Here is a 1,962-nt window from a genome sequence, read left to right as displayed (position 1 = left end):
TCTTGGTCTTGCCGCAATAGTGGGTGAAGCCGAGAAAAGTAAACTCCTCGGGCTTGCCACCGCGCGCCTGCGCATTGCTTCGGGCGAAGCGCCCGAACGGCAAGCAACGCGTCTTCTCTTCGGCGAGGCGCAGCTTGAACTTCGCCAACCGCTCACTGAGGCCCACATGAAATCGTTGTGCGTCCTGCCGGTCCTGAAAGGCGGCGACGAAGTCGTCGGCAAAACGGAAGTAATACGCCCATAGGCGCCAACTTAACCGCACCGTTGACGTTCCTGCGCGTTCATGATCTGAATGACCCTGGCCGGAAGGGTTTGTAAGCGGCGGCGGCGCGGACGTTCCTTGAGCACGTCGAGGCATGCCTCCCAGTGATCGTCTTGCCAGCGTTGGACATCGGCAATCCAGCGATCGACCGCTTGGCGAGCAATCACCAGCTGCCGCCATGGGGTCAGGCGACGCGGCCGGTCCAGCGGGTCGACGCCGCCCGCGCTTTGGCGCTGGGCGCATCGCTCAACCACCAGCGCATAGAGCAATTTCCCGCGGATCCAGACCTCGCCCAAGCGGCTTTTTTGCTGGGTGCGCAGGGCATCAAGATCAAGCAAGGTCTTGAGCCGCTTGAACACCAGCTCCACTTGCCATCTGCAGCGGTAGAGCGCCAAGACTGTGGGGCCATCCAACGTCTCAGGCGGCACGGTGGTGAACACCATCACCCAGCCGGCCAGAAATAGGGTGTCCTCGCGCGGGGTTCGCCCCTTGCGTTTGGCGGCCTGGCGGCAACGCCGGCGGGCCGCCTCCGCCGCCTCGGGCGGGAGACGCACCGCGTGCAGCCAGCCCGGTCCGCTGTTGCCCTTCGGTGCGCGTAACCACACCGGGAGCGTGACCGTGTCGCTGGATTGGGCGCGCAGATACGCCGCAACATCCAACCGCGGCGCAGCCGGATCGAACACGTTCGCATCCTCTGGACGTGCCCATAAGGGCATCGACGTTGGGTTCAACCGCACGATCACCCCAACGCCACGCGCGGCCAGCTCGAGAATGACGCGCGGTTGATTGTAGCCGCGGTCCGCGAGCACGATGTCGCCGTCCTGCCACGGGTAACGCGCCAGACTTTCCCCACCATCGACTCCGGTCACGTCCACCGCGTGCACACTCATGTGGGTTAAGTCCAGCGCCAAATGCACCCGATAGTCCGTTCCCTGTGCGCCGGGTCCTTGCAGCGACGAGCCATCAACGATCAGCAACCGCAACGACGTCAATGGGGTCTGCGTCGCGGGCAACAGCGTCTGCAGCAACGCCTTCAACCAGGGACCGCAGGCGCGCAAACGCTGCTGGATTGCGGTATCCGTGATGCGCTCCTCCAGCAGCGTGAAGCTCCCGGCGGTGGTTCGCAGCGCTTGGTCGAGCCCGCAATAGAGCATCACGATCTGCAGCAGGTGCGCTGGTGTCTTGACCTTGCGCGGGCGCGCGAACGCCTTGAACTCATACGCCATCTCGGCGTACTCGGCGGGCAATTCCTTCAGAAAGTCTTCAAAGGCAACATCGACGCGCTTGGCTACGTGGGACATGGTGGCAAAAATCGCAACAGGTCGCGGCTCGCCACGGATTTTCAAGGGCTGCGGGCTATGTTGGCGCCTATGAGTAATACGCCTCGCCTTGACACTGTGGCCGTACCCGATGACTGAACCAGAGGTCCAGCACATAATGAAGGTAGACGTTCGAAAGCAGCGGGGAGAGAATTGAGCCTTGCGGCGTTCCCTCTTCACTCGCCTGCACGAGCCCGTCCTCGAGAATGCCGCCTTTGAGTAGGCGTGCGATGAGGCGAATGATCCGCGGGTCGCCAATCCGATGGCCCAAGAACTTTAACATCCAGCCGTGATCAACGGTGTTGAACGATCCCCTACCTCGATACCCCCGTCAACAACCCAGCCGCCGAAACGCTGCCTGAAATCGAGGTCACCGATCCA

The 1,962-nt window shown here is 62.6% G+C and carries 3 protein-coding genes; all 3 read right to left on the bottom strand.

Annotation, left to right across the window (positions count from 1 at the left end; all coding sequences use genetic code 11):
• Window positions 1–262: reverse transcriptase domain-containing protein (locus tag G3480_RS26330; protein WP_338114234.1), on the bottom strand; the 262-nt coding region annotated here is incomplete at its 3' end.
• Window positions 253–1,563 (bottom strand): transposase, encoded by a 1,311-nt coding sequence (locus G3480_RS28795; RefSeq protein ID WP_164657159.1) that lies wholly within the window; start codon window positions 1,561–1,563, stop codon window positions 253–255. The genes G3480_RS26330 and G3480_RS28795, both read right to left, overlap by 10 nt.
• Before the next feature lie 67 nt (window positions 1,564–1,630).
• Window positions 1,631–1,864: a hypothetical protein gene (locus G3480_RS26320; protein WP_240906095.1), complete on the bottom strand. Its 234-nt coding sequence runs from the start codon at window positions 1,862–1,864 to the stop codon at window positions 1,631–1,633.
• Window positions 1,865–1,962 lie beyond the last annotated feature (98 nt).

The organism is Thiorhodococcus mannitoliphagus, assembly GCF_010915725.1.
In the GTDB taxonomy this organism is placed as follows: domain Bacteria; phylum Pseudomonadota; class Gammaproteobacteria; order Chromatiales; family Chromatiaceae; genus Thiorhodococcus; species Thiorhodococcus mannitoliphagus.
Note: the sequence above shows the minus strand (reverse complement) of the source record. Positions and strands in the feature narration are given on the sequence as shown.

What these genes read in the sequence shown, in the direction of transcription:
- G3480_RS28795 (WP_164657159.1), bottom strand. Translation starts at nt 1,563, where the DNA reads ATGTCCCACGTAGCCAAGCGCGTCGATGTTGCCTTTGAAGACTTTCTG.
- G3480_RS26320 (WP_240906095.1), bottom strand. Translation starts at nt 1,864, where the DNA reads ATGTTAAAGTTCTTGGGCCATCGGATTGGCGACCCGCGGATCATTCGC.